Origin of the sequence: Agreia sp. (assembly GCF_964263775.1) — a bacterium.
In the GTDB taxonomy this organism is placed as follows: Bacteria; Actinomycetota; Actinomycetes; order Actinomycetales; family Microbacteriaceae; genus Agreia.
In genome coordinates this window covers 1-20618 of the sequence record NZ_CAXVWM010000127.1, presented here as the reverse complement: position 1 = coordinate 20618, position 20618 = coordinate 1, and the positions used below count along the sequence as shown (strand labels likewise).

The window sequence follows — 20618 nt, the reverse complement described above, 5'->3', positions numbered from 1 at the left end:
CACCTTTGGTTTCTGGGTTCGGCTTTTTGCGCCACCATACGACGAGTTGTGGCGCAAACAACTTCACAAGGTCTTCCCCTATGCGTCCGGGAAATTCAAGCGCCAGAACGTCTCTGGCCCTCTCGAGGACCTGAGAAACCTTCGTAACCGTTTGGCACATCACGAGCCGGTACATCAGCTCGACCTCACTCAACTTCATGGCAACATTCTTCAACTCCTTTCCTGGATGGATCCAGGCCTGGAGGCACTAGTCAGTTCTCATTCAAGAGTCCCTGGCCTCATTTCGAAGAAGCCGATCGTGCCCCCGAACCGCGCGCTGGTTGTTCCCGCTAGGCAGGCCTGGGCTGAATACCAGAACCACGGCGTATATGTCTGTCAGCCCAACAGGTTTTTCCGAGATGTGAATTACATCTCTTTCTACGTCGACAAGGAGATCAAGTCTGACCTCGCCAGAGTTCTCTATAAAGAAGCCCGAGTGCCGTTCACAGGTGCTGAAATCGCACGCCGTTTCGACTTAGGAACCGAGCAGGACAGGTGGATTGCGAACGCGATCAAGGCTTTTCAACAGACTGCTCGGGATGGCGCCGAATGGATGGTGTTCATTCTTACGAAGCCGGGCGAGGAGGGGCACCGGCAACTTTCGCAGTCGATACCGAACACGAATTCGGGCAAGTCCAGCGCCTACGTTCGCAAGCAGCGGTATGTCTATCTCCACGATTTGGAGTCAGCGAAGACGACAGACGACCTCCAAGAGGCGACCGAAGGCACGGACTGACTCGTGCGTTCAAGCAGGAGGGTCATATCGCTATCGCACGGCACGTGCTACTCGGTGGCGGCGTCGCGCCAGTCGTCGGTGCTGAGGTGCGATCCGCCCTGCGGGCCCATCTGCAGCATGCCGCCGTCGACGGCCCAGGATGCGCCGGTCACGTAGCTCGCAGCCGGCGAGGCCAGAAACGCGATGACGGCGGCGATCTCGCCCGCGATGCCCGAGCGTCCGAGCGGGATGCCGGGGCGGTGCGTGGTGAACGCCTCCTCGTCGGTCATGTCGTTCATCGGTGTGGCGATCTCGCCGGGAGCCACCGCGTTGACCGTGATGTCGTGCTGGCCGAGTTCGAGCGCCGCAGTCTTCAATAGTCCCCCGAATCCGTGCTTGGCCGCGTCGTAGGCACTCGAGCCGACCCGGGGCTGATGCTCATGCACGCTCGTGACTCCGATGATGCGGCCGCCCGTGGCCTGCTCGAGCATCGTTCGCGCGGCGGTCTGGATGCAGAGAAAGGCGCCGTCGAGGTCGGCGGCGATGGTGTGGCGCCAGGTCTCCAGATCCATCTCGAGAAACGGTGCGACATCCATGACCCCGGCGTTGTTGACGAACACGTCGACGCCACCCAGCTTCTCGATCAGCGACGAAATCGTTCCGGGCACGGTGTCGAGCTCGCCCGTATCGAGTTGCGCGACGTGCGCGTCGCGTCCGAGCGAACGCACCATGGCAGCCGTCTCGTCGGCACCGTCGGAATCGGAGTGGAAGGTGATGCCGACATCCATGCCCGCCTCGGCGAGCGCCAGGGCCGTGGCCCTGCCGATGCCCGAGTTCGATCCGGTGACGATGGCGCGGTGCGGCGAGAAGTTCGAAGTGCTCATGACCTCGACGCTACGGGGGCCAGCACTGTGGACGGGAGGGCTTGACGCCCGCGGCGTGCCGCGCCGAGCGCGCGCTCGCCGGGCACCCGCGCGGTGCGCAACCACGCGTGTGTCCGCTCGAGGCGCGCTCGAGGCGCCGCTCGAGGTGCCCGCGTCACTGGGATGACCGGCTGAGGCCACTCCTCCCCCGAGGCCTGCCGAGCAACCGGGTGCACAGAAGAGCACACGTCGCCCATCCGCTCCGGATCATCGCGACATCCTGTGGAGATGCCACCCGACAACCCTGAAGACCGCCTGCTCTTCGTGCGAGAGCGCACCCTTCTCGTGGGCGACGATGCCGGGCTACGTCGTCGTGCTGCACGGGGCGAACTGCTGCGCGTCGCACACGGTGCCTACGTGACAAAGCAGGACTGGGATCGCTGGGACACTGACGAGCAGTACCGCGCACGCGTCTTCGCCGTCGCCCAGAGCAGGCGTTCCGACGTGGTGCTGCACGGCTACTCGGCGGCCGCGCTGTGGCGTCTTCCGATAGTCGGATCCTGGCCCGCCGAGGTTCATCTTCTCACCGAAAAGGCGAGCGGCGGCCGGTCGCACGACCGCATCCGACGTCATGCACTGGGATTCGAGCATGCAGGCCTCACGACGGTAGACGGCGTGCACGTGACGGGGGTCACTCGTACCGTGCTCGATCTGGCCGCCACGGCACCTTTTCTGTCTGCCGTGGCAGCCGCAGATTTCGCTCTGCATAACGAACTGACCACGACTGGCGATCTTTCTGACCTTCTGGATGCCATGGGCCGCTTCCGCGGTTCCGCGCGCGCCGCCCGCGTCGTCGAATTCGCGACGCCGCTGGCGGAGTCCGTCGCCGAATCCGCGAGCCGGGTGACCATGGCGCGCTGTCGCTTTCCTCGACCCGAGCTGCAGAAGGAGTTCTGGGGGCCGAACGGCGAGCACGCGTTCGTCGACCACTGGTTTCGAGGGGTCAACACGATCGGCGAGGTCGACGGCCGCTCCAAGTTCGAAGATCCTCGGTTTCTTCGTGGTCGTTCCCCTGAGCAGGCTCTGTGGGAAGAGAAGCAGCGCGAGGACTGGCTGCGACTGCAGAGCGACGGCTTCGGTCGGTGGGACTGGTCGATCGCCGTATCGCCGCGTCGCCTCACTCAACGTCTCTGCGAGATGGGAGTGCCGCAGGTGCCCCCGAACCACCCCGACGCGTTCCGCATCCGTCCTCTCGACGACGTCACGCGTGGCCGAGCGCGCGGTTAGCGGGCGGGCGCCCCGTTCACGAGCGAGCGGTCGCCCGCTGAGGGCGCGCTCGGCAGCACCGAGCAGCACTAGGCAGCATCGACGCTCACCCTGATCGTCGTCCTCCTGTAGCCTCGACTGCGTGCCTGAATCGACATCCGCCTCCCTCGCCGCCTCGGCGCCGATCGAGTTCACGATCACCACGCCGAATCTCGAGGCCGAGGAGATCGCGGCCGTGACCGCCGTGCTGCAGGCGGCACTCGCCAACCCGCCCGCCTCGTCGCCCGCGGTCGTGACGCCGGTGAGCGGCTGGCAGAAGTCGCGCCGCGACCTGCGCACGCCCATCCACCCCGGCCCCGGCGAATGGCGCAGCGCGACCTGAGTCGGCGTGTCCTCATTTATGCCGACTGGTGGCATTCGGTCGAGTGGGGCGATGATGACTGTGCTAGGTGTTCTCCTTCGGGATGAGCACCGCCAGTTCATCGCCATCTAGGGTAAGCGGGCCGTGAACTGGGGGCGAGTCAGAGCACTATTCGGGTTAGTGCTCTGACTCGGATGTGTACTGTGGGGCCGATGGATCACCGTCGGCCCCACTCTTCTGTTAACGGGCGCAGCGGTTCAGAAGCACAGCCGTTCAGAAGCACAGCCGTTCAGAAGCACAGCCGTTCAGGGCCGCCGGATCTCGTGCCACAGGGTGACCTCGTCATCGCCGTCGTCGTCACCGAGCGCGGCAGCGGTTCCGTCGTCGCCGGTGTCTCGAAGCCCGACGACCGACACCGCCGTGTCGGAGTCCTGCGTGCCCGTGCGGATGATCAGCCGGTCGGCCTCGACCCCATCGACCACGTCGACGAGTTCGGCGAGGGCCGCGAGCCTGTCGGTCTCGGGAAGCGCGTCGAGCCCTCCGTCGTCGAGCATCGTGACGTGCACGCCCCGGCGACGCGCCGCCATCACCTCGGCGCGCACGTCGTCGGTGAGCAGGAGTCGCCCCCGGATCTCGTCGCGGATCGCCGCCTCGAGGTGCAGGCACTCCCGCCGCTCCTGCGGCCCGAGCGCGCCGTCGGATGCGACGATCCGGCGCAGCATCGGAGCGGCGAGCTTGTCCATCTGCTCGAGACGGCGCCTGCGCTCAGAGAGAAGCGCCTCTTGGTTCGCCTGCCATTCGGCCGCCTTGATGCCGGCGCGGGCGTATTGGGCGGCATCCCGCTCGGCACGAACGAGCGCCACCGACAGGCCGTGTGCGACCGCCACCCAGAGCGCCCCGCCGATGACGCCGGTCGTGGTCAGTGCCAGCGGATTCGCCCACACCACGATCGTGGATGCCGTGACGACGACGCCGATCCAGGCGAATGTGGGCTGGCCGCGCACCACGGTGATCACGAGCAGTGTGAAGATCGCGGCCACGAACCAGGTGGCGTAGCCGTTCTCTGCACGCGGGTCGAGTTGGGAGAGCACGAGCATGCACAGCACCAGGCCGACCGCCACGTTCAGGGCCGCGTTCCAGGCGGGCATGCGTTTCGAGGCCGGGCTCCACAGGCTCACGGCCGTGACGGTCGCGTAGAGGATCATGGCGACGACGACAGGCACCGGGTCACGCGGCACCGAGATCGAAGAGAGGGCGAGCACGAGGTGGTACGTCGAGAACAGTGCCGCGAGGCCGATGACGAGAAACCGCGGTGACGAGATCATGCGGTTTCCGAGCTCGAGTCGAACGAGCGGCGCAGCTGTTCTGTCGTGGTCTCGCGGTTCGGGTCGGGCCAGACGATCACGATGGATGCGCCGCCGCCGGGAACAGACTGCACCTGCACCGCGCCGCCCACGGTCACGACGCGTTCGCGGATGCTGACCCGAAGCCCCAGGCGCTCCTGCGGCACGGCGGTCGGATCGAAGCCCACCCCCGTGTCGGAGATCTGCACGGTGAAACCCTCGCCGTGGTGCGCATGCACCGAGACCGTGCGTTCGATGGCTTTCTGCGGGGCGTCGGGCCTTTCGGCGTGCTGCAGGCTGTTGACCATGGCTTGAACGGCGGCTGAGAAGACGGCCTCGGCGACATCGCCCGGCACCGCCCGCTCGGGAATCGACTGCTGCGCGTAGTCGAAGTCGGGCGAGAGAACGCGGGCGGCGTTGGCGAGTCGCTCGGCGAGTTCGCCGAGCGTCGTCTCGAAGCCGGGGTCGCCCGGTTCGCCCGACGAGTGCAGTGCGCGGAGCGCATCCCGCGCCATGCCCACGACCAGGTCGCGTTCCATGGCGCTCGAGCTTCTGGATGCCGACAGCAGCGTCGTGAGCACCCGGTCGTGCACGAGCGCATCGACGTGCAGGCGCTCCGCCTCCATCGCATCCTGCTTGACCGCGACGGAGTACCGCAGCATGGCGGCCTGCTGCGCCCTGTCGACTCGGTCGGCCGCATTGCGCAGGGTCGTGAGCAGAATCAGAATGAAGGCGCCCAGGATGAAGACGTAGAGAGCATCGAGCGCGGCCAGTTCGGGACTCGCCTCGCCGCCCGAGGGCAGGGCGCGAACGACCGCGTAGACGATCGGAACGACCACCACGTAGAACGCGGCCAGCCACACGGTGAACGAGATGACCGCGCACGCCGTGGCCACCGTCACGATGTACCAGAGCCAGGGCCGGGATGGCGCGATGTCGTTGGGATGGATCACGGCCGCGGGCCAGAGAACAAGCGAGAGCACGAACACCGTGGCCATCACCCCCGCCGCGAGGGCGACTCCCCGGCCGATGATGCTCGTGACGACCACGGCCAGGATGCCCGCGAACACGACCGCGGGCAGCGCGGCCGCCCAGGCCGGCGTGACATAGGCGCCCGCGTCGATCACCGCGGGCAGCGATTGCACCGCGAAGATGAAGCCGACGATGCCGGCGGTGCGACTCATCACGGTCTCGATGCGCGCCCTCGAGATCGACCCGCGCATCCGGTTCAGGATGCCCGACGGCGCCGATGCGGGTCGGGTCTCGTCGGCCACGGGCCGAGCCGCTGCAGACACCTTTCTACCTGCCGCCGACGTTCTCGCCGAGCGCCAGGATGCCGTCTTCGACGGCCCGCTTCAGAAGATCGACCTTGGTGGGGGCGGGACGCCCGACCTGCACGTACTTCGCGCGCACCCGGTCGAGGTATTCGCGGGCGGTCGGCGTTGCGATGCCGAGTTGCGACGCCACGAGCTTGAGCGGCAGCCCGGCCGCATAGAGGTGCAGCACGTCGCGCTCCCTCGCGGTGAGTCGTGCGCGCGAGAACTCGGCATCGGCGTCGATGGCGCTCGCCCACTCGACGTTGTTGAGCACTCCCCCACCGGCGACCGTCGCGATCGCCGCGATCACCGTGCTGGTCGCCGCAGACTTGGGGATGACGCCTGCCGCGCCCGCCGCCAGCGCCTCGCGCACACTCGCCGTGCGGTCGGCGATGCTGTGAACCAGCACAGACGCGCCCGTCTTGAGCGCGGCCTCGACGTTGTGGGTGATGCTGAGCCCGTCTCCGATGCTGAGGTCGAGCACCACGACGTCCGACGGCCTCGTTCCGAGCGCGCGGATGAGGTCGGGAACGGTGAGGCCGACGGCCACCACCTCGTAGCCGGCCTCGAGGCAGGCGGCCTTCAGACCGAGCAGAACAGATTCGTGGTCATCGACGATGGCGACCCGTACAGGCGTGTCGGCGAGGTCGTCTGCGGAAGCGGATGTGTCTGGGGGAATCATGGCGGCCTTCCCTGCGGGTCACTCCGATCGTAACGGACGGGCACTCCGAGGCCCGCGTGGTCAGTCCTTGGTGAGGACAGCCACCGATTCGACGTGATGAGTGTGCGGGAACAGGTCGAACGCGCGCATCGAGCGCACGGAGTAGCCTGCGCGCTCGAACTGGCCCGCGTCGCGGGCGAACGCTACCGGGTCGCACGCCACGTAGACGACCTGGGCGACATCGAGCGAGATGAGGGAGTTCACGACCTGTTTGCCCGCCCCGGCGCGGGGCGGATCGAGAATCACCGTGGCCCGGGACAGCCGCTCGCGCTCGGGCCCGTGCGCGTTCTTCTCGAGCTGGCGCAGGTAGCGGTCGACCCTGTTCGTCTCCGCACTCGCGCCGACCCACTCGCTGAGGTTCTCGGCCGCGTAGTCGGTGGCGAGCTCGTTTCCTTCGACGCTTGTGATGCGCAGTCCCGCTCCGACCTTCTCGCCGAGCGCCGCCGCGAGCAGGCCGACTCCGCCGTAGAGATCGAGATTGAAGGCTCCCGGATCGAGCCGTTCGTCGAGCACCTCGGTGCGGATCGCGCGCGTTAGCGTCGACGCAGCTTGGCGGTGCACCTGCCAGAACCCCTGCTCGTCGAGCAGGAATTCGCGTCCGTCTACCACCTCGGTGATGCTGCGCCCACGCCGCGCGGCGCCGCGGCCGGCCCGGCTCTTCTCGGGCGTCTCTCTCGAGGTGACGAAGCGGGGCGCTCCCTGCGACGGCGCGACCAGGTCGATGTAGCCGTCGGCGGGAAAGTGCGAGCCGTCGATACGATCGCCGAGGGGAGCCTCGCTCTCGAGGGCAGGGGTTGCCAGCGGCAGGTCGTCGACGGAGATGACCCGATGCGACCGGGCAGCGAAAGGGCCGACCCGGCCATCGGCATCCACATGCAGTCGCACCCGCGTTCGCCACCCGAGCCCGCCGCGGGTGTCGTCGCCGTCGACGGCCTCGACCTCGATGTCGCGCTCGAGACCGGCGAATCGTTTCAGCGAGTCGACGATGACTTGGCGCTTGAGCTCGCGCTGCCAGGGCAGGTCGATGTGGCCGAACTCGGCGCCACCGGCCCGGTCGTCGGGGTCGCGGTCGACGGATGACGCCTGCCACACGTGCGGCACCCGGTGCGGCGACGCCTCAAGCACATCGACAGTCTCGGCGCGCCAGAACGAGGCGTGCTCGTCGTCGGTGATGCGCGCGACCACCCGCTCGCCGGGAAGGGAGTCCGAGACGAACACCGCGCGGCCATCGAGTCGTGCCACCGATATTCCGCCGTGGGCTACGTTTGTTATCTCCAGCTCGACCTGTGTTCCCTGCGCGTCAGCCATGATTCGAGCATCCCATACGAAAGGGCGGTGCTTGCCGTGCGCCTCTACCTCGCCTCAACCTCACCGGCCCGCCTCGTGCTGCTCAGGCAGATCGGAATAGAGCCCGTGGTCGTGCCGTCGAACGTCGACGAGGAGGCCGCTGTGCGGCTGGCCACCGACTCCAACGGCGAACTGGATGCCTCGGCCATGGTCACGCTTCTGGCCCGGCTCAAGGCAGAGGCGATTCTCGGGCAACGACCGGATGGCGAGGAGATCGACGGCGTGATTCTCGGCGGCGACTCGGCCTTCGAGCTCGACGGCATCATCTACGGCAAGCCGCACGAGCCGGAGGTCGCCCGCGAGCGCTGGCTCGAGCAGCGGGGCAAGACTGGCACGCTGCACTCGGGACACTGGATCATCGAGGTAAGGAACGGCGAGCCGGTACGCTCCCTCGGCGCGACGGCACACGCCTCGGTGGAGTTCGCCTCCGACATCAGCGAGCACGAGATCGACGCCTACATCGCCAGCGGCGAGCCCCTGCGGGTGGCCGGAGCATTCACGATCGACGGGCTCGCAGCTCCCTTCATCCGCTCGGTCACCGGCGCGCCGTCGACGGTCATCGGCATGTCGCTGCCGACGCTGCGCACCATGCTGGCCGAGCTCGACATCGACTGGCTGTCGCTGCGGACGTGAGCGGTTCGTAAGAGGTTTTCACAGGGTCTCGGCCACATTTTTGTTCGCGTCTGCCAAAGGACGACGCTCGTAGCCCAATAGGCTGGGTGAATTATGCCGCGCATCACCAAAGTACTCATAGCCAACAGAGGCGAAATCGCAGTGCGGGTCATCCGGGCCGCCAAAGACTCCGGAATCGGATCGGTCGCCGTCTACGCCGATCAAGACCGAGACTCCATGCACGCCCAGCTCGCCGATGAGGCGTACGCCCTCGAGGGCACCACGAGCGCCGAGACCTACCTCGTCATTCCGAAGATCCTCTCCATCGCCCGGCGAAGCGGCGCAGACGCCGTGCACCCGGGCTACGGGTTTCTCGCCGAGAACGCCGAGTTCGCCCAGGCCGTGATGGATGCGGGGCTCACCTGGATCGGCCCGTCGCCGGCCGCGATCGAAAAGCTCGGCGACAAGGTCTCGGCCCGTCATGTCGCCGAGAAGGTCGGCGCGCCGCTCGCGCCGGGCACGATCGACCCCGTGGGAGGCGCCGACGAGGTGCTCGCGTTCGTCGCGCAGCACGGCCTGCCCGTGGCCATCAAGGCCGCGTTCGGCGGAGGCGGTCGTGGCCTCAAGATCGCCTACACCGAAGACGAGATCGTGGAGCAGTTCGAATCGGCCACCCGCGAGGCCATCACCGCCTTCGGCCGCGGCGAGTGCTTCGTCGAGAAGTACCTCGACAAGCCCCGCCACGTCGAGACCCAGTGCCTCGCCGATGCGCACGGCAACGTCGTCGTCGTGTCGACCCGCGACTGCTCGCTGCAGCGCCGCCACCAGAAGCTCGTCGAAGAGGCCCCGGCCCCGTTCTTGAGCGACGCGCAGAACGCCGAGCTGTACCGCGCATCCAAGGCCATTCTGAAAGAGGTCGGCTACGTCGGGGCCGGCACCTGCGAGTTCCTCGTCGCCGGCGACGGAACTGTGTCGTTCCTCGAGGTGAACACCCGCCTGCAGGTCGAGCACCCCGTCTCCGAAGAGGTCACGGGCATCGACCTGGTGCGCGAACAGTTTCGCCTCGCTGAGGGCGGCGTGCTCGACTACGACGACCCGGTACCCCGCGGCCACTCCTTCGAGTTCCGCATCAACGGCGAAGACGCCGGTCGCGGATTCTTGCCGAGCCCCGGGCCCATTCACACCTTCACGACGCCCGGCGGCCCCGGCGTGCGCGTCGACACCGGAATTCGGGCGGGCGACGTCATCTCGGGCTCGTTCGACTCGCTGCTGGCGAAGCTCATCGTCACCGGAAGCTCTCGTGAAGACGCGCTCGAGCGCTCTCGTCGCGCGCTCGACGAGTTCGAGGTGCACGGCCTTCCCACCGTCCTGCCGTTCCACAGGTCGATCGTGCGCGACGCCGCCTTCGCCCCGTCCGATCGCCAGCCGTTCAGCATCTTCACTCGCTGGATCGAGACCGAGTACGTCAACGACATCGAGCCCTGGGCCGGAGAGATCGACGAGGCCGCGCCCGCCGCAGAGCGAACCACGGTCGTGCTCGAGGTCGACGGCAAGCGCGTCTCAGTGGCCTTGCCCGCGAGCTTCGGCGGCGGCTCGTCGGCCGCGCGCTCTGCGACCGCAGGCTCTGCCCCGAAGCGCCGCGGGGCGGCATCCGGTGTCTCGACGGCGACCGGCAACTCGGTCAAGGCGCCCATGCAGGCGACGATCGTGAAGATCGCCGTGGCCGAGGGCGACACGGTCGTCAAGGGCGACCTGGTGCTGGTGCTCGAGGCCATGAAGATGGAGCAGCCCATCACGGCGCACAAAGACGGCACGATCGCCACGATCTCGGCGGCAGTCGGCGCGACTGTGTCGTCGGGCACCGTTCTGCTCGACATCGCCTAGGTCTCGCCAGCCCCTTTCACGAGTCTCGCCAGCCCCTTTCACGAGTCTCCCCAGTCCCTTTCACGGATGAGGAAGAACCTCGGTGCAGCCGGCGTGTCGTGCTGCCGGACCCGGCGAGTCGCAGGAATTTCCTCATCCGCGAAGGCACGACGGGGCGAAGGGGCGAAGGGGCGAAGGTGCGACGTGCGACGGGGCGGAGGTGCGACGGGGCTCTAGAGCACGATGTGCATCGCGCGGGCCGCGTCGGAGATGCTTCCCGACAGCGATGGGTACACGCTGAACGCGCGCGAGACCGCGTCGACCGTGAGCCTGTGCTCCACGGCGAGGGCGATCGGAAAGATGAGCTCCGACGCGTTCGGCGCCACGACGACGCCTCCGATGACGGTGCCCGAGCCGGTGCGGGCGAAGAGCTTCACGAAACCTTCCTTGATGCCCATCATCTTGGCGCGGGGATTCTCTGACAACGGCAGCTTGTAGATGTCGCCCTGGGCAATGCCCTCTTCGATCTGCTGCTGGGTCCAGCCGACGGTGGCGATCTGCGGCTGGGTGAAGATGTTCGACGACACATTGCGCAGCTCGGTCGGGTTGACCGCGTCGCCCATGGCGTGGAACACGGCCGTGCGGCCCTGCATCGAGGCGACGGATGCCAGCGGCAGGAAGGTCGTGCAATCGCCGGCCGCGTAGATGCTCGGCATCGACGTGCGCGCGACCCTGTTCACCCGGATGTGCCCGGATTCGGTGAGCTGCACGCCGGCCTCGGCCAGGCCGATGCCCTCGGTGTTCGGGATGGAGCCGACGGCCATCAGGCAGTGGCTGCCCTCGACGGTGCGACCGTCAGCGAGGGTGGCCACAACTCCCGTGTCGGTGCGAACGACCGAGTCGGCGCGAGACTTGGAGAGCACGGTCATGCCGTTGCGCTTGAACACGTTCTCGATCACGGCCGCCGCGTCGGCGTCTTCGCCGGGCAGAACCTGGTCACGGCTCGAGATGAGCGTGACCTTCGACCCCAGGGCTGTGTAGGCCGATGCGAACTCGGCGCCGGTGACGCCCGAGCCGACAACGATGAGGTGCTCGGGAATGGTCTTGAGCGTGTAGAGCTGGGTCCACGTGAAAATGCGCTCGCCGTCGGGAACCGCCGACGCGAGGATGCGGGGGCTGGCACCCACGGAGACGACGATGGTGTCGGCCTCGATCTCGTCGAAGTCGGTGCCGTCTTCGCCCTTCGAGGTCGACACGATCACCGAGTTCGCGCTATCGAGGCGGCCCTCGCCCGTGACGATGCGCACACCCGAACGGATGAGGCTCGACTTCATGTCTTCGGACTGCTGCCTCGCGAGGCCGAGCAGCCGCTTGTTGACGGCGGCCAGGTTCACTGCAATCTCGGGACGAACCGGCTTTCCGGTTCCTCCTCGCGTGAAGAACTGCACACCAAGGTCGGCGGCCTCGCCGATGGCGTTCGCGGCCTCGGCCGTGGCGATGAGCGTCTTCGATGGAACGACATCGGTCAGCACCGCGGAACCGCCCACGCCCACGCGCTCGATGAGAGTGACGTCGGCTCCCAGCTGGGCTCCCGCGATTGCGGCGTCGTACCCGCCCGGTCCGCCGCCGAGAACGGCGATTCTCTGCTTGCGCTCGAACTCATAGACCATGACGGCCATTCTCCCGTGTCGCGCGCGCGACCGCCAAACCCGCGCCCCGCGCATCCCTCGACCCACGGCGAACACCGCCTTAACCTAAGGTGGATCAATGCTCACCACGACAGCCAATCCCCTCGACTCAGCCGATGCCGATCCGTTCGAGATCGCGCGCGAGGCGGCCGCCGAGATCGCCGAGAAGACGGGCGTGGCCCATCACGACATCGCCCTCACGCTGGGCAGCGGATGGGGCCGGGCGGCAGAGCTGATCGGCGAGACCGTGGCCACAGTGGATGCGACGGAGATCGTCGGGTTCTCGGCCCCCGCGGTCGTCGGCCATGGAGGCACGCTGCGCTCTATTCTGCTGCCGAACGGCAGACACGCGCTCGTGATCGGAGCACGCACCCACTACTACGAGAACCACGGTGTGCGCAGGGTCGTGCACAGCGTGCGCGCGGCCGCGGCGACGGGCGCGACGACCATGATCCTCACCAACGGCGCGGGAGGCATCCGCGAGACCTGGGCCCCGGGAACCCCGGTGCTGATCAGCGACCACATCAACCTCACGGCCGACTCGCCGCTCGAGGGCGCCACGTTCATCGACCTCACCGACCTCTACTCCTCCCGTCTGCGCGACATCGCGCGCACAGTCGACGCCGACCTCGACGAGGGCGTCTACGTGCAGTTTCGCGGCCCGCACTACGAGACCCCGGCCGAGGTGCAGATGGCGAAGGCGATCGGCGGCCACATCGTGGGAATGTCGACGGCGCTCGAGGCCATCGCCGCGCGCCAGGCCGGCATGGAGATCCTCGGCATGTCCCTGATCACCAACCTCGCCGCGGGAATTCAGAAGACCCCGCTGAGCCACGAAGAAGTCCTCGAGGCCGGCAAAAACGCCGAGAACCGGATCGGCTCCCTTCTCGCCCGAATCGTGGGCGAGCTGTGACCGACGTCGAGCGGACCGACGCCGAGCTGCTCACGGCGGCTCGTGCCTGGCTCGCTCAAGACCCCGATGACGAGACTCGCGCCGAGCTGTCGACCCTGATCGACTCGGGCGCAGCGGGCGAATCGTCGGCCTTAGCCGCACTGCATGACCGCTTCGACAGCCGCCTCGCTTTCGGCACTGCCGGCCTGCGCGGCGAGATCGCCGCCGGGCCCAACCGCATGAACCGCGTGCTGGTGTCGCAGGCCGCCGCGGGACTCGCCGCTTTTCTGCTCGCGCGCACGGCCGGCGACTCGCAGCCCAGCATCGTCATCGGCTACGACGGACGCAAGAACTCCGCCGTCTTCGCGAGCGACACGGCCGAGATCATGGCGGCCGCCGGCATCCGGGCCATCCTTCTGCCCCGCCTGCTACCGACCCCGCTCGTGGCATTCGCCGTGCGGCACCTCGATGTGAGCGCCGGAGTCATGGTGACGGCCTCGCACAATCCGCCGAACGACAACGGGTACAAGGTCTACCTCGGCGGTGCCGACGAGGGCTCGCAGATCGTGTCGCCCGTCGACGCCGACATCGCAAAGCACATCCTGCGCGTCGCCGCCGAGGCGAACGTTCTCGAGCTTCCCCGCTCCGACCGGTACGAGATCGCGCCCGAGTCCGTGATCGAGGCGTACGTCGCCCAGACCGCAGCGCTCGCCTCCCGACCGGCCAAGCAGCCGAAGGTCGTCTACACGGCCATGCACGGGGTGGGCTGGCAGACGTTCCGCTCGGTGCTCGAGGCCGCCGGTTTCGACGAACCCGCTGTCGTGCGCCAGCAGATCGAACCCGATTCAGCGTTTCCCACTGTCGCCTTTCCGAATCCTGAGGAGCCCGGCGCCCTCGACCTCGCATTCGAGACGGCGCGCGAGGTCGATGCCGACCTGGTGATCGCGAACGATCCCGACGCCGATCGACTGGCCGTCGCCATCCGTGATACGTCACAGCCAGCCGGCTTTCGAGCGCTCACCGGCAACGAGGTGGGCGCGCTGCTCGGGTGGCGTGCCGCAGAGATTCTGGATGCCGCCGCCCACGACGAGCAGTCGGCCTCGGGCACACTCGCGTGCTCGATCGTGTCGTCGCCCGCTCTGCGAGCGATTGCGACGGAGTACGGCCTCGAGTTCGTCGAGACCCTCACCGGATTCAAATGGGTCTCTCGCACGCCCGGGCTCGTCTTCGGTTTCGAGGAGGCGCTCGGATATCTCGTGAATCCCGCGACGGTTCGCGACAAAGACGGCATCTCGGCGGCTCTGGCGCTTCTCGATGTGGCGAGCAGGCTCGCCGCCCGCGGGCTCACCCTCAGCGATCAGCTCGACGCGTTCAGCATGCGCTTCGGTCAGTTCGCCTCGAGCCAGGTGTCGGTGCGGGTGACGGACCTGTCGCAGATCACGCGAGTGATGGCCCGCCTCCGGGCCGAACCGCCCGCTGAGATCGGCGGCATCCGAGTGTTCTCGATCGACGACCTGCTCGGCGCCGGCGGCGCATTGCCATCGTCGGACGTGCTGCGCATCCATCTCGACGACGGCTCGCGCGTGATGGTTCGACCCAGCGGCACGGAGCCGAAGCTCAAGGTCTACCTCGACACGCAGAGTTCCGACGGTTCGCTCGAGGAGCGCAGAGCGGCTGCGACGACGGCCCTCTCACGCCTGGAGGAGGGCGTGCGCACGCTGATCGCCGACTAGCTGGCCGGACGCGCCCAATCAGCCCAGGGCGATCTCGAGCTTGCGGGTGAGTTCGTCGAGATCGAAGTAGTTCTCGATGACGACGACGTCGGCGTAGGTCTTGCCGATGAACTTGACGAGCTCGGGCGACGCCAGAATCACCTGGGCGTCTGCCGAGGCGACCGCGAGGCCGGCCACATCGGTGGCCTCGATGTCGGCCTGGATGCCGAGGCGAGCGAGCGCACGTTCGGCGTTCACTTTGAGAATCGCGGAGGTTCCGATGCCTGCGCCGCAGAAGGCGATGATCTTCATGCGGTCAACGATAGTGCGCCGGCATCAGGGCTGCGTGTGGCTCTGAGCCAGAACCGCCCGAACCGCGTCGGCCGTCGTCGCCTGAGCGACTGACCTCGCGGCGGTCGGGTCGTTGAAGACGTTCGCCAGGTCGGCCAGCACGGTCACGTGACTCTGGCTGCTCGTCACCGCGAGCGCCAGCACGACATCGACGGGGTCGTTGTGCGGATGCCCGAACACCACGGATTCATTGAGTGTCACGACCGCGAGCCCATCGTGCAGAACATCGGGGCCCGGCCGCGCGTGCGCCAGCGCGAGCCCCGGGGCGATCACGATGTAGGCGCCGAACTCCTCGACGACCTGCACCATGCGCTCGGTGTAGGCCTCCGTCGTGACCCCGCCGGCGACCAGGGCGTCACCCGCGAGGCGCACGGCGTCGCGCCAATCGGCCGCGTGCGCCCGCAGGTCGATGACGTCGTCGGGCAGCTCGTCGAGACGCATGAGCTACGCGCCCTGAAAGCCCGCGATGATCAGGTCGGCGAGGTCTTGGCGTTCGTCGAGCGGCAGGAACGTGGCGTTGGCGGCGTTGAGCTGAAAGACCTCGAAGTCTTCGAGGTCGTAGCCGAAGGCGTCGGACAGAAGAGAGAGCTCGCGGCTGAGGGTCGTGTTGCCCATCAGCCTGTTGTCGGTGTTGACGGTGACGGTGAAGCCGAGCTGGTAGAGCAGGTCGAACGGGTGGTCGTGCAGCTCGTCTCCCCACGCAGCGATCGCGCCGGTCTGCAGGTTCGACGAGGGCGAGAGCTCGAGTGCGATCTCGCGGTCTTTGACCCATTGGGCGAGCCCGCCGATGGTGACGAAGGTGTTCTCGTCGTCGCTCGATTCGATACGGATGTCTTCGGCGAGTCGTACGCCGTGGCCGAGGCGGAGTGCACGGCCGTCGAACAGGGCTCCGCGGATGCTGTCGAGGCCGTCGGCCTCACCCGCGTGCACCGTGACGGGAAAGTAGTTCTGGGCCAGGTAGTCGAACGCCGCTCGGTGTTTGCCGGCCGGAAAGCCGAGTTCCGCTCCCGCGATGTCGAATCCGACGACGCCACGCTCGCGATGACGAACGGCGAGCTCGGCGATCTCGAGACCGCGTTCGGCGTGCCGCATGGCGCTGACCAGCTGCCCCACGCGCAACGTCTTGCCGTCGTTGCGGGCGTCGTCGAGCCCCTGCTCGATGCCCTGCTGCACCGCCTCGACGGTCTCGTCGAGGGTCAGGCCTTGGGCGACGTGCTGCTCGGGAGCCCAGCGCACCTCGCCGTAGACGACACCGTCGGCTGCCAGATCCTGCACGAATTCGCGGGCCACCCGGGCGAGTCCTTCGGTGGTCTGCATCACGCCGAGGGTCACATCGAACGTCGCGAGGTAGTCGACGAGCGACCCCGAATCGGCCGAATCCTCGAACCATTCGCCGAGTGCCTCAGCGTCTGCCGCCGGCACCTCGAAGCCGACGGAGTCGGCGAGCTCGAGGATCGTTGCGGGGCGCAGACCGCCGTCGAGGTGGTCGTGCAAAGAGACTTTGGGGAGAGCTTGGATGCTCGTTCGGCCGTTGTCGAGCGTGTACAGCTCTCGGGAATCGTTCATGGTGACCAGCCTACGGCGTCGATTCCGGGAACAGGCTGGTGGCGATCTGCGAGGCCGTCGCTCGTGCGAGCCGTCGCACCTCGTCGACGCGGCGCACGCTTGCCCGAGTCGCAACGTAGGGAACGGTGAGCGCGGCGACGGCGGTGCCGTCGGCGCGCAGCACGGGAAAGACGATATCGATGACGCCGGCGTGCAGCTCATCGCCGCGCTCGACGTACCCCGCCGTGCGGACGGCGCCGAGTTCGGGCGCCTGCGCATCCGGATCGCCCGGGCGGAAAGCCCGCAGCACCTCGCCCGTCGCCGTCTCGTCGAGCGGAAACAGGGCGCCGACCCGCACTTGAAAGCCGAAGTCGCCCGGGCTCTCGACCTGCGCGACGACCCGCGACAGCCCCGAGTCCTCGACGCTCAGGTTGCACGACTGCTCGGTCGCGTCTGCGAGGGCGCGCATGGGGCCGACGGATGCCTGCAGCAGGCCGCGCAGAGGATCGTGCCGGTGGGCGAGGTCGAACAGTCTCAGCGAAAGAACGTAGAGCCCGGACTGCGCGTCGCGGTGCACGTAGCCGCGTCGCTCGAGGGTGCTGAGCACCCGAAAGATCTGGCTGACCGAACGCCCGACGCCCGACGCGATCTGGGCCTGGCCCAGACCTCCGCTCGTCGCGGACAGCAGCTCGAGAATGTCGAGACCCTTGTCGAGAGCGGGAGCGGCATATTCCGGCTCGACCGGCGTGCTCTTTTCGGAGAGGACAGGCATGGCCTAGAGACTCGCGCCCATGGCCGCGACCATCCGGCGCGCGATCTCGCGTTCCAGGTCGTCGGGAACAGGCTGGGTGCCGGCGACCAGGCTGTCGGCGCCGGTCGCCACGCGCTCGAGCGAGAGCACCTGCAGCAGAAAGCCGAGATCCATGGAGTCGAGCGAATTGCCCTTCGGCGCCGTGCCCGCGAGGTTGAACATGCGGCCACCGGCAATGAGGATCACGTGCCGACCGCTCGGCAGGTCGATGCGCTCGATCGTGTCGTCGATGGCTCGCGTCGCGGTCGCCGCAGTGCGTAGCGACGCCGTGTCGATCTCCCACGGAAAATGCCCGCAGTTGGCGAGGATCGCGCCATCGGCCATGCGCTCGATCGCCGACATCGTGAGCACGTTCGCGTGACCGGTGGCCGTGATGAACACCTCGCCCCACCCGGCGAGGCCGTCGGCCGTGTCGACCCGAAAGCCATCGAGCGCGGCCTCGAACGCCTTCAACTCATCGACCTCGGCGACGGCGACCTTGCCGCCGAGCGCCCGCAGGTAGTGCGCGACGCCTCGGCCGCACCATCCGTAGCCGACCACCACGAACCGGCGCCCGGGAATCATCAGGTTCGTGATTCGCATGAAGCTCTCGACCACCGACTGGCCGACCGCGTGCTTGTTCTCGCCGAGCTGCTTCAGCAGGCTGTCGTTGATCACGATCACCGGAAAAGGAACCTGGCCGAGGAGCTCGGAACGCAGCCTGTCGCCGCCCGAGGTCGTCTCCTCGGTGCCTCCGATCAGCGTCGCGCCCGCGCCGCGGGCCACGATGCCCGCCGCCAGGTCGGCGCCGTTGTCGAGCAGGATGTCGGGGGTCGCGTCGAGCACGGCGGTCACGTTCGCGTGGTGCTGGTCGAGTGTGTCGTCGCGGCGGCCTAAGAGCGTCATGCCCTGGTCTCGGAGGTACGCGACCACATCGTCCTGGGTCGACCCGTGGTTTCCCGTTCCGACGATCTCCGCACCGCCGGCAGCGAGGGTCTCGAGCAGTACTGCCGTCTTGGGTTCGATGTGCAGCGACATGCCGATGCGACGCCCCTCGAAAGGCCTCGTCACGGCGAACTGCTCGCGAACCCGGGCGAGCAGGCGCATGCGCGACCTGATCCATTCGACGCGGGCGGCGGCGGAATCGATGAGCTCAGTCATGAGCCCAGTGTTGCATATATGAATGTCACTTTCATATATGATCGAAATGAAATTGAAGGAGTTGTTTCATGCCGCGCAAGATCATCCTCGACTGCGACCCGGGTCACGACGACGCCATCGCCATACTGCTCGCCCACGGCAGCCCCGAGATCGAGCTGCTCGCGGTGACGACCGTTGTCGGCAACCAGACCCTCGAGAAGGTCACCCGCAACGCCCTGGCGGTCGCCGAGATCGCCGGCATCGTGGGCGTGCCGTTCGCGGCCGGATGCCCGAGGCCGCTCGTTCGCAGTATCGAGGTGGCCGCAGACATCCACGGCGAATCGGGAATGGACGGCCCGAAGCTGCCCATCTCGAGCCGCGAACTCGACGCGCGGCACGCCGTCGACCTGATCATCGACACGATCATGGCCGGTGAACCCGGCGAGATCACCCTGGTGCCCACCGGCGGGCTCACGAACATCGCGTTGGCTGCACGCAAGGAGCCGCGCATCGTTTCCCGGGTGCGCGAGGTCGTGCTGATGGGCGGCGGTTTTCACGTCGGAAACTGGTCGGCCACCGCCGAGTTCAACATCATCATCGATCCGGAGGCGGCGCACATCGTCTTCAACGAGGCGTGGCCGCTCACCATGGTCGGCCTCGACCTGACCCACCAGGCGCTCGCCACCCCAGAGGTCCGCGCGCGCATCGAGGCCATCGGCACCACGCCGTCGCGCTTCGTGGGCGAACTGCTCGACTTCTTCGCCACCACCTACCTCGAGGCGCAGGGCTTCACGCATCCGCCCGTTCACGATCCGTGCGCGGTGGCCTACGTGATCGATTCGAGTGTCATGACCGTGCGCAGAACTCCGCTCGACGTCGAACTCACGGGCACGCTGACTCTCGGCATGACCGTGGCTGACTTCCGCTCTCCTCCGCCGGCCGACTGCACCACCCAGGTTGCGGTCGACCTCGACACAGACAAATTCTGGGCCCTGATCGAGGACGCCCTGCGCCGCATCGGAGAGCCCGTGCACTGAGGTGCGGAGTTCTGTCGCCGCCGATGACGTGCAGGCAGCAGAACTCCGCATCTCAGTGAAGCTGTGGATAATGTCCGTGGCGGATCGGCGCATTCGGGCATTCTGGGGCCCGTGACTCCTCGAAAAGAATCGCCCGCTGAGTATCCGGATCGCCCTTTCACCGTCCGCGAAGCACTCGCACACGGGCTCACGCCGGGGCGTCTGAGATCCGGTGATCTGCTTCAGCCTTTTCACGGCATCCGAATGCCGCGTCGCCCGATCGTCTACCTCGACGACCGATGCCGCGCATTTCTCGTGCGCATGCCTCCCGGCGGTGTCTACAGCCACACGACTGCGGCTCGGCTCTATTCGATGCCGCTTCCCCTCTCGATGACGTCGCACACGGAGCTTCATGTATCGTCCCCCGCATCGCGCCGGGCTGTCGACGCCCGCGGGATCATCGGACACAGCACTCTGCTTCGGGCCCAGGACTGGGACCGACGATTCGGTTATCCGGTCACTACGCCGGAACGCACCTGGTGCGACCTCGCCGTCATGGTGACCTTGGCCGAGTTGGTCGCAGTCGGCGACAAACTTATCGCACGACGACTGCCACAGACCACACCCGTCGACCTCGCCCGTGCCGTCGACGAGTACCCCTCACGACGCGGGATTCGCAACCTCCGGCGGGCGCTTCCCCTGCTCAACGAACGAGCAGAATCGCCGCGGGAATCGCTTCTTCGAGTCGCCATCGTGCTCGCGGGGCTGCCTGAACCGACGGTCAACCGACGCGTGTTCGACTCGAACGGTAAATTTCTCGCCAGGGTCGATCTGAGCTACCCCCACCTCAAGCTGTCGATGGAGTACCAAGGAGACCATCACCGAGCTGACAGGGCTCAATGGCGCAAAGACATTGCGCGCACACGGGCACTTCAGGCGGCAGGGTGGACAGAACTGCAATACACGCAGGATGACCTCGCCCGCCCGGAATCGTTCTTGGCCGAACTCAGATCGATGATCACGCAGCTGAGCAATTGA

At 67.3% G+C, this 20618-nt stretch carries 20 protein-coding genes; 9 read left to right on the top strand and 11 right to left on the bottom strand.

What is annotated here, in order from left to right; all coding sequences use genetic code 11:
* Nucleotides 1-775 (top strand): hypothetical protein (locus tag ACE5CZ_RS09780; RefSeq protein ID WP_374947140.1); only part of this gene is annotated, 775 nt, incomplete at its 5' end.
* Between the two features lie 47 nt (nt 776-822).
* Here ACE5CZ_RS09780 and ACE5CZ_RS09775 read toward each other — a convergent pair.
* Nucleotides 823-1638 (bottom strand): SDR family oxidoreductase, encoded by an 816-nt coding sequence (locus ACE5CZ_RS09775; RefSeq protein ID WP_374947139.1) that lies wholly within the window; start codon nt 1636-1638, stop codon nt 823-825.
* A 267-nt stretch (nt 1639-1905) separates the two neighbouring features.
* Here ACE5CZ_RS09775 and ACE5CZ_RS09770 point away from each other — a divergent pair, with 267 nt between their 5' ends.
* Entirely contained in the window at nt 1906-2904 is a 999-nt protein-coding gene (locus ACE5CZ_RS09770; protein ID WP_374947138.1) for a hypothetical protein, read from the top strand.
* Nucleotides 2905-3025: 121 nt separating this feature from the next.
* Nucleotides 3026-3265: an acyl-CoA carboxylase subunit epsilon gene (locus tag ACE5CZ_RS09765; protein ID WP_374947137.1), complete on the top strand. Its 240-nt coding sequence runs from the start codon at nt 3026-3028 to the stop codon at nt 3263-3265.
* Between the two features lie 284 nt (nt 3266-3549).
* Here ACE5CZ_RS09765 and ACE5CZ_RS09760 read toward each other — a convergent pair whose 3' ends face one another.
* Genes ACE5CZ_RS09760 through ACE5CZ_RS09745 form a run of 4 tightly spaced genes read right to left on the bottom strand, consistent with a single transcriptional unit; the run spans nt 3550 to nt 7932 of the window.
* Nucleotides 3550-4569, bottom strand: a complete 1020-nt coding sequence (locus ACE5CZ_RS09760) for a hypothetical protein (protein WP_374947136.1) — start codon at nt 4567-4569, stop codon at nt 3550-3552.
* On the bottom strand, nt 4566-5861 hold the full coding sequence (locus ACE5CZ_RS09755) for a sensor histidine kinase (RefSeq protein WP_374947135.1): 1296 nt from the start codon (nt 5859-5861) through the stop codon (nt 4566-4568). The genes ACE5CZ_RS09760 and ACE5CZ_RS09755 overlap by 4 nt, the downstream gene beginning before the upstream one ends.
* A 25-nt stretch (nt 5862-5886) precedes the next feature.
* Nucleotides 5887-6585, bottom strand: coding sequence for a response regulator (locus tag ACE5CZ_RS09750; protein ID WP_374947134.1), 699 nt, complete (start codon nt 6583-6585; stop codon nt 5887-5889).
* A gap of 60 nt (nt 6586-6645) precedes the next feature.
* The gene (locus tag ACE5CZ_RS09745; RefSeq protein WP_374947133.1) at nt 6646-7932 is read right to left on the bottom strand and encodes a class I SAM-dependent RNA methyltransferase; all 1287 of its coding nucleotides are present in this window, start codon (nt 7930-7932) and stop codon (nt 6646-6648) included.
* 36 nt (nt 7933-7968) lie between these two features.
* Here ACE5CZ_RS09745 and ACE5CZ_RS09740 point away from each other — a divergent pair, with 36 nt between their 5' ends.
* The gene (locus ACE5CZ_RS09740; RefSeq protein ID WP_374947141.1) at nt 7969-8604 is read left to right on the top strand and encodes a Maf family protein; all 636 of its coding nucleotides are present in this window, start codon (nt 7969-7971) and stop codon (nt 8602-8604) included.
* A gap of 93 nt (nt 8605-8697) precedes the next feature.
* A complete protein-coding gene (locus tag ACE5CZ_RS09735) occupies nt 8698-10467 on the top strand; it encodes an acetyl/propionyl/methylcrotonyl-CoA carboxylase subunit alpha (RefSeq protein WP_374947132.1) in 1770 nt (589 codons plus the stop codon).
* Between the two features lie 212 nt (nt 10468-10679).
* Here the strand turns inward: ACE5CZ_RS09735 and ACE5CZ_RS09730 are convergent, their stop codons facing one another.
* The gene (locus ACE5CZ_RS09730) at nt 10680-12116 is read right to left on the bottom strand and encodes an NAD(P)H-quinone dehydrogenase (protein WP_374947131.1); all 1437 of its coding nucleotides are present in this window, start codon (nt 12114-12116) and stop codon (nt 10680-10682) included.
* Between the two features lie 97 nt (nt 12117-12213).
* Here ACE5CZ_RS09730 and ACE5CZ_RS09725 point away from each other — a divergent pair, with 97 nt between their 5' ends.
* Entirely contained in the window at nt 12214-13047 is an 834-nt protein-coding gene (locus ACE5CZ_RS09725; protein WP_374947130.1) for a purine-nucleoside phosphorylase, read from the top strand.
* Complete coding sequence (locus tag ACE5CZ_RS09720) at nt 13044-14759, top strand: phospho-sugar mutase (protein ID WP_374947129.1); 1716 nt, start codon at nt 13044-13046, stop codon at nt 14757-14759. The genes ACE5CZ_RS09725 and ACE5CZ_RS09720 overlap by 4 nt, the downstream gene beginning before the upstream one ends.
* An 18-nt stretch (nt 14760-14777) precedes the next feature.
* Here ACE5CZ_RS09720 and ACE5CZ_RS09715 read toward each other — a convergent pair whose 3' ends face one another.
* From ACE5CZ_RS09715 to ACE5CZ_RS09695, 5 genes are read right to left on the bottom strand one after another with little or no spacing between them, the layout of a single operon-like run.
* Nucleotides 14778-15050 (bottom strand): PTS sugar transporter subunit IIB, encoded by a 273-nt coding sequence (locus ACE5CZ_RS09715; protein ID WP_374947128.1) that lies wholly within the window; start codon nt 15048-15050, stop codon nt 14778-14780.
* Nucleotides 15051-15074: 24 nt separating this feature from the next.
* Nucleotides 15075-15530, bottom strand: a complete 456-nt coding sequence (locus ACE5CZ_RS09710; protein WP_374947127.1) for a PTS sugar transporter subunit IIA — start codon at nt 15528-15530, stop codon at nt 15075-15077.
* 3 nt (nt 15531-15533) lie between these two features.
* Complete coding sequence (locus ACE5CZ_RS09705; protein ID WP_374947126.1) at nt 15534-16655, bottom strand: adenosine deaminase; 1122 nt, start codon at nt 16653-16655, stop codon at nt 15534-15536.
* 10 nt (nt 16656-16665) lie between these two features.
* Nucleotides 16666-17406, bottom strand: a complete 741-nt coding sequence (locus ACE5CZ_RS09700; RefSeq protein ID WP_374947125.1) for an IclR family transcriptional regulator — start codon at nt 17404-17406, stop codon at nt 16666-16668.
* A gap of 3 nt (nt 17407-17409) precedes the next feature.
* Nucleotides 17410-18585 carry an adenosylhomocysteinase gene (locus tag ACE5CZ_RS09695; protein ID WP_374947124.1) on the bottom strand — a complete coding sequence of 392 codons (1176 nt, stop codon included), beginning with the start codon at nt 18583-18585 and terminating at the stop codon, nt 17410-17412.
* A 68-nt stretch (nt 18586-18653) separates the two neighbouring features.
* Here ACE5CZ_RS09695 and ACE5CZ_RS09690 point away from each other — a divergent pair, with 68 nt between their 5' ends.
* Together ACE5CZ_RS09690 and ACE5CZ_RS09685 are read left to right on the top strand one after the other, a co-directional pair.
* Nucleotides 18654-19601 carry a nucleoside hydrolase gene (locus tag ACE5CZ_RS09690; RefSeq protein ID WP_374947123.1) on the top strand — a complete coding sequence of 316 codons (948 nt, stop codon included), beginning with the start codon at nt 18654-18656 and terminating at the stop codon, nt 19599-19601.
* A 243-nt stretch (nt 19602-19844) separates the two neighbouring features.
* Complete coding sequence (locus ACE5CZ_RS09685; RefSeq protein ID WP_374947122.1) at nt 19845-20618, top strand: hypothetical protein; 774 nt, start codon at nt 19845-19847, stop codon at nt 20616-20618.